Source organism: Micromonospora sp. NPDC005707, assembly GCF_040631005.1.
Lineage (GTDB): Bacteria > Actinomycetota > Actinomycetes > Mycobacteriales > Micromonosporaceae > Micromonospora.
In genome coordinates, this window is sequence record NZ_JBEXYR010000037.1 from 1 (window position 1) to 6,894 (window position 6,894).

Below are 6,894 nucleotides of genomic sequence, written 5' to 3' on the forward strand. Positions count from 1 at the left end.
GAGGGCGTGGATGGGTAGGTGGTGTTCGTGGGCGTAGGACAGTCGGGTGAGCAGGAGCAGCCCGACGCCTTCGCCCCAGACGGTGCCGTCGGCGGAGTCGGCGAATGCCCGGCACCGGCCGGTGGGTGACAGCGCCCGCTGCCGGCTGAACTGGGTGAAGGCCTTCGGCGTCGCCATCACGGTCGCGCCACCGGCGAGGGCCATCTCGCACTCGCCCTTGCGCAGTGACTGCGCGGCCAGGTGCACGGAGACCAGGGAGGAGGAGCAGGCGGTGTCCACGGTGATCGCCGGACCTTCGAGGCCGAACGTGTACGCGACCCGCCCGGAGGCGATGCTCGGCGCGCTGCCGCTGCCGATCAGCCCCTCGAAGCCGGCCGGCGGGGCGTGCTCCAGCCGGGACGCGTAGTCGTCGTACATGACGCCCACGAAGACACCGGTGGCGCTGCCGCGGACGCCGGTGGGGTCGAGGCCGGCTCGCTCGAACGCCTCCCACGCCGTCTCCAGCAGCAGCCGCTGCTGCGGGTCCGCCGCCAGGGCCTCGCGCGGGTTGAGCCCGAACGGGGTCGGGTCGAACAGGGTCGCGTCGTGCAGGAACCCGCCCTCGCGGACGTACGTGTGCCCGGCCGCGTCCGGGTCCGGGTCGTACAACGCCTCGACGTCCCAGCCCCGGTCGGTGGGGAACCCGGAGATCGCGTCCCGGCCGTCGGCCAGCAGCCGCCACAACTCCTCCGGTGACCGCACCCCACCGGGCAACCGGCAGGCCATCCCCACCACCGCGATCGGCTCCCGCGCCACCGCCTCCACATCGACCAGACGCTGCCGCGTCTGCTGCAGCTCGGCGGTGGCCCGCTTCAGGTATTCGCGCAGCTTGGCTTCGTTGCTCATGGTGTCAAACCCCTAAAGCCCGTTGTCGATGAGGCTGAAGATCTCGTCGTCGGTCGCGGCGTCCAGGTCGGTGCCGGCGGATCCGCCGTCCGTCGCCTGCGGCGGCGTGCCGGTGAGCCGGCCGAGCAGGTCCTGGAGCCGGGCGACCACGTCCCGGTGGTGGTCGGACCCGGTGGGTAGCTCGTCGGCGGCGGTGGCCAACCGGTCGAGTTCGGTCAGCAGTGGCGCGAACACCGCCGCCGGGTCCGGCGCCAGCTCCGCCTTGAGGTGGTCGACCAGCGCGATCGGCGTCGGGTGGTCGAAGACCAGCGTGGTGGGCAGTTGCAGCCCGGTGGCCGCGTTGAGCCGGTTGCGCAGCTCGACCGCGGTCAGCGAGTCGAAGCCCATCTCGATGAAGCCGCGCCGCAACTGCACCGTCGCCGGGGTGGCGTGTCCGAGCACCCCGGCCACCTGCTGGCGTACCAGATCCAGCAGGAACCGGTCGCGCTGCGGGCCGGGCAGCGCGGCCAGTTGGCCGGCCGCGGCGGGCGTCGCGGCCACGGCGGCCGGACGCCGTGCCGGCGTGCGGACCAGACCCCGGAGCACCGCCGGCACGTCCGGGCCGCGCAGGCCACGCAGGTCCAACCCGACGGGTACGACCACGGCGTGGTCCTGCGCCAGCGCCACGTCCAGCGCGGCCAGCGCGGCGGCGCTGTCCAGCGGGCGGATGCCGGCGCGGGCCATTCGGGCCCGGTCCGCGTCGTCCAGCCCGCCGGTCATGCCGCTGGACTCCGCCCAGAGGCCCCAGGCGACGGCGGTGCCGGGCAGGCCCCGGGCCCGCCGGTGCCCGGCCAGCGCGTCGAGGAACGTGTTGGCGGCGGCGTAGTTGGCCTGGCCGGCGCCGCCGAGGATGCCCGCCGCCGACGAGTAGAGCACGAACGCGGCCAGCGGCAGGTCCCTGGTGGCCTGGTGCAGTTGCCAGGCCGCGTCCACCTTCGGCGTGAGCACGGCATGGAGCCGTTCCGGGGTCAGCGTGTGCAGCGTCGCGTCGTCGACCACCCCGGCGGTATGGAACACCGCGGTCAGCGGGTGCCGGGGATCGACCCCGGTGACCAGGGCGCGGACCGCCGCCGGGTCGCCGAGGTCGCAGGCGGTCACCTCGACCTCCGCGCCCAGGGCGGCCAGCCGCGCGATGAGGTCCACGACGCCGGGGGCGTCCGGGCCGCGCCGGCTGGCCAGCAGCAGCCGCCGCACCCCGTACCGGCCGACCAGGTGACCGGCGAGCAGCCCGCCGAGGGTGCCCGTGCCGCCGGTGACCAGCACCGTGCCGGCCGGGTCGAGCGTGACCGGCGGGGCGTCGGCCGCCGGGCCGCGCACCAGCCGCGGCACCGCGGCCACGCCGCCCCGCACCGCGAGCTGTGGCTCGCCGTCGGCGACCGCGGCGTCGACCACCGCGGGCAGGGCGGCGAGGGTACGCGGGTCGTCGTCGTGGTCGAGCAGGAGCAGCCGGTCCGGGTGCTCGCTCTGTGCCGCCCGGACCAGGCCCCAGAGCGCCGCGCCGGGCAGGTCGGGTACGTCGTCGCCGTCCCCGACGGCGACCGCGCCGCGGGTGAGCACCACCAGCCGGCCGGTGCCGTCGCCGGCGTCGAGCCAGCCGCGCACCGCCGCGAGCACCTGCTCCACCGTCCGGTGCGTTCCGGCGGGCACGTCGCCGTCGACCGGGTCCGGCCGCAGCAGCACCGTGCCGGTGGGCATGGTCCCGTCGGCGAGCGCCGCTTCCAGGGCCGCCGGGCCGACCGTCGGGTACGTGCCGGCCGCCGGGGCCGGATCGGCCAGTGGCACCCAGTCCAGCAGGTACACCGGCGCCGGTCGCGCGGTGCCGGCCAGGTCGGCGGGGAGCGGCCGGACGGCCAGCGAGGTGACGGTGAGCACCGGTGTGCCGGCCCCGTCGACGGCGTCGAGGCTGACGCGCTCCGGACCGGTGCGGCTCAGCCGGATCCGCAGCGAGCCGCCCGCCGGGGCGTGCAGCGCGGCGCCCGCCCAGGAGAACGGCAGCCAGGCGCGGACACCGTCCACCGGGTCGAGGAAGGCCATGGTGTGCAGTGCCGCGTCCAGCAGCGCCGGGTGGACGCCGTACCCGCCGGTGTCGATGCCCTCCGGCAGGCTCAGCTCGGCGTGGATGGTGTTCCCGGCGCGCCAGGCCCGCTGCACGCCCTGGAACACCGGCCCGTAGTTGAGGCCGGAGGCCGCCAGGTCGGCGTAGAGGCCGTCCACGTCGACCTCGACGGCGCCGGCCGGCGGCCAGGCCGGTTCGGGGGTGGCCGGCGCGGGCGCGACCGCGCTCAGCGTGCCGGTGGCGTGCCGGGTCCAGTCACCCTCGGTGCGCGCGGCGCGGGAGCGTACGGTCAGCGGCCGCAACCCGGCGTCGTCCGCGGCGCCGACCTCGACCTGGAGCCGTACGGGGGTGCCGCCGTCGAGCGCCAGCGGCGCCTCGATGGTCAGCTCGTGCAGGTACGGGTGCCCGGTGTGCGCGCCGGCGTGCAGGGCGATGTCCACGAACGCCGTGCCGGGCAGCAGGTGCGCGCCGCCGACGGTGTGGTCCCCGATCCACGGGTGCGCCGCGGCGGAGAGCTGGGCGGTGAAGAGGTGCCCCTGGTCGTGGGGGAGTTCGATGGCGGCGCCGAGGAGGGGATGCCCGGCGCTGCTGAGACCGAGGTCCTCCGCCTCACCGACGGCGGCGTCGGCGTGCAGCCAGTACCGCTGCTCCTGGAAGGCGTAGGTGGGCAGCGGGACGGTGGGTGCGGGTCCGCTGGGGAGCAGGGGTGCCCAGTCCACGTCGACGCCGGTGGTGTGGGCGGTGGCCAGGGCGGTGAGCAGCGTTGTGGTGCCGTCCTGTTTGCGCTGCTGGGTGGCGATGGCGGTGATGCCGGTGACGGTTTCCTGGGTGAGGGTGCTCAGCGTCGCGTCGGGTCCGACTTCGATGTAGTGGGTGACGCCCAGGTCGTGCAGGGTTCTGGTGCCGGCGTTGTAGTCGACGGTTTCGCGGATGTGGCGGGTCCAGTAGTCGGGGTCGGACAGTTGTTCGTCGGTGGCGAGCTGTCCGGTCAGGTTGGACACGATGGGCAGCGCCGCCGGCCGGTAGGTGATCTGCGCGGCTGCTTCCCGGAAGTCGTCGAGGATCGGGTCGGTGTGGGCCGAGTGGAAGGCGTGGGCGACGTGCAGCTTCCGCGCTCGCACTCCCTGCTCGGTCAGCTGGGCGGCGAGGGTGTCGATGGTGTCGGTGTTGCCGGCGAGGACGAGTGAGGTGGGGCTGTTGTGCCCGGCCAGGCTCACGTCGGGGTGAGTGTTGAGGATCGGTTGGATGCGGTCCAGGGGTGCGGTGACGGCGAGCATGGCCCCGCGTGGCATGTGATGCATGAGTCGGGCCCGGGTGGCGACGAGGCGTGCGGCGTGGTCAAGGTCGAGGACGCCGGCGATGTGCGCCGCGGTGAGTTCGCCGATGGAGTGCCCGATGAGGTGGTCCGGTCGGACGCCGAAGCTGTCGAGGAGCCGGACCATGGCGGTCTCCGCCGCGAACAGGGCCGGCTGGGTGTAGCGGGTCTGTCCGAGCAGGTCGGTGTGCTCGCCGCACATGACCTCCCGCAGCGGGTGGTCCAGGTGCGGATCGAGGGCGGCGCAGACCTCGTCGAGGGCGGCGGCGTAGACCGGGAAACGGGCGTACAGGTCGGCGGTCATGCCCGGGTGCTGGGCACCCTGGCCGGTGAACAGGAACGCCACCTTCCCCGCGCCGGTCTGCTGCTGCTCCTCGGCGGGCGTCCGGACCAGACCGGTGTGGGAGGCGCCGGTGGCCAGGGCGCGCAACGCGGCGATGAGGTCGGCGGCGGTGTGCGGCTCGTTGTCGGGTCTGCCGGGCGGCGGGACGATCGCCGCCCGGTGGGTGAACGTGGCCCGGGTGGTGGCGAGGGCGTGCGCGATGGTGGCCGGTTCCAGCTCGGGGTGTTCGTCGAGGTGCGCGGCCAGCCGGGCGGCCTGGGCGCGCAGCGCGGCCGGCGTCTTCGCCGACAGCAGCCACGGCAGCGGGCCGGATGCCGGCGCGGCGGCCGGCGGACGCGCCCCCTCGGCGGGCGCCTCCTCCAGGATGAGGTGGGCGTTGGTGCCGCTGATGCCGAACGAGGAGACGCCGGCCCGGCGCGGCCGGTCCGCGCGAGCCGGCCACGGCTGCGCCTCGGCCAGCAGGGCGACCTCGCCCGCGTCCCAGTCGACGTGGCTGCTGGGCGTGTCGGCGTGCAGGCTCGGCGGGAGCAGCCGGTGCCGCAGCGCCAGGACCATCTTGATGATCCCGGCGACGCCGGCGGCGGCCTGGGTGTGGCCGATGTTCGACTTGATCGACCCGAGCCACAACGGCTCGTCGCGGTCCTGCCCGTACGTGGCCAGCAGGGCCTGGGCCTCGATGGGATCACCGAGGGTCGTACCCGTGCCGTGGGCTTCGACGGCGTCGACGTCGGTGGGGGTGAGGCCGGCGTTGGCCAGCGCCTGGCGGATGACCCGCTGCTGCGACGGCCCGTTGGGGGCGGTCAACCCGTTGCTGGCGCCGTCCTGGTTGACCGCCGATCCGCGGATCACCGCGAGCACCGGGTGGCCGTGGCGGCGGGCGTCGGAGAGCCGTTCGAGCAGCAGCAGGCCGGCGCCCTCGGAGAGGGCCGTGCCGTCCGCACCGTCGGCGAAGGGCTTGCAGTGCCCGTCCGGCGCGAGCCCCCGCTGCCGGCTGAACTCCAGCAGCGAGTGCGGGGTCGCCATCACGCTGACGCCACCGGCCAGCGCGAGCGTGCACTCGCCGTTGCGGAGCGCCTGGATGGCCAGGTGGGTGGCGACCAGCGACGACGAGCAGGCCGTGTCCACGGTGATCGCCGGCCCCTCCAGGCCCAGCGTGTACGCCAGCCGCCCGGAGGCGACACTGGGCGCGCTGCCGTTGCCGAGGTACCCCTCGTAGCCCTCCGGTGTGTGCTTATGCAGCCGGCTGGCGTAGTCGTTGTACATGACACCGGTGAAGACACCCGTCGGCGTGGTCTTCAGCGACGTCGGGTCGATGCCGGCGCGCTCCAGGGCCTCCCACGCGGTCTCCAGCAGCAGCCGCTGCTGCGGGTCGGTGGCCAGGGCCTCCCGGGGGCTGATGCCGAAGAACTCGGCGTCGAAGCGGTCCGCCCCGTGCAGGAAACCGGCGACGCGGGTGTAGACGGTGCCGGCGTGGTCGGGGTCCGGGTCGTACAGGCCGTCCAGGTCCCAGCCGCGGTTGGTGGGGAAGTCCGACATGGCATCCCCGCGCTCCACCAGCAGCCGCCAGAGTTCTTGCGGATCGCGTACCTCACCGGGGAACCGGCAGGCCATCCCGACGATGGCGACCGGCTCGTCGACCGGTCGCGCCGCCGGCAGCGGGGCGTGGCCGGTCGCCGCCTGGTCGGGCAGCAGCCGGGCCAGCAGCTCGCCCGCCAGGGCGTACGCGGTCGGGTGGTCGAAGATCAGCGTGGCCGGCAGCCGCAGCCCGGTGGCGGCGTTGAGCCGGTTGCGCAGCTCGACGGCGGTGAGCGAGTCGAAGCCCAACTCCTTGAACGCCCGCTGCGGGTCGATCGTCTCCGGGACGCCGTGCCCGAGGACCGCGGCGACCTGACCGCGGACCACGCCGAGCAGCATCTCCCGGCGCCCCGCGTCGTCCAGCGCCGCGAGCCGGCCGGTGAGCCCGGAGTCGGTGGCCGCGCCGGCCGCCGCCCGTGGGGCGGCCGGCCGGACCAGGCCGCGCAGCAACGCCGGGACCGTCCCGCCGCGCAGGGCGACGAGGTCCAGCCGCATCGGTACGGCCGCCGGCTGCCCCGACGCCAGGGCGGCGTCGAGTAGGGCGTGGGCGTGGTCGGTGGGCATGGGGAGGAGTCCGGTGCGTGCAAGCCGGTGTTGGTCGGTGGTGGTGAGGTGGTCGGTCATGCCGGTGGTTTGGTGCCAGTAGCCCCAGGCGAGGGCGGTGGCGGGGAGGCCGTGGGT

Annotated in this window: 2 protein-coding genes; both read right to left on the bottom strand. The window is 75.1% G+C overall.

What is annotated here, in order from left to right; all coding sequences use genetic code 11:
- Positions 1–885: beta-ketoacyl synthase N-terminal-like domain-containing protein (locus tag ABZ452_RS32305; protein ID WP_357951220.1), on the bottom strand; the 885-nt coding region annotated here is incomplete at its 3' end.
- Positions 886–897: 12 nt separating this feature from the next.
- The gene (locus ABZ452_RS32310) at positions 898–6,837 is read right to left on the bottom strand and encodes an SDR family NAD(P)-dependent oxidoreductase (protein WP_357951223.1); all 5,940 of its coding nucleotides are present in this window, start codon (positions 6,835–6,837) and stop codon (positions 898–900) included.
- Positions 6,838–6,894: the final 57 nt, after the last annotated feature.

Coding starts and splice junctions, on each gene's coding strand:
- ABZ452_RS32310 (WP_357951223.1), bottom strand. CDS start 6,837: ATGACCGACCACCTCACCACCACCGACCAACACCGGCTTGCACGCACC.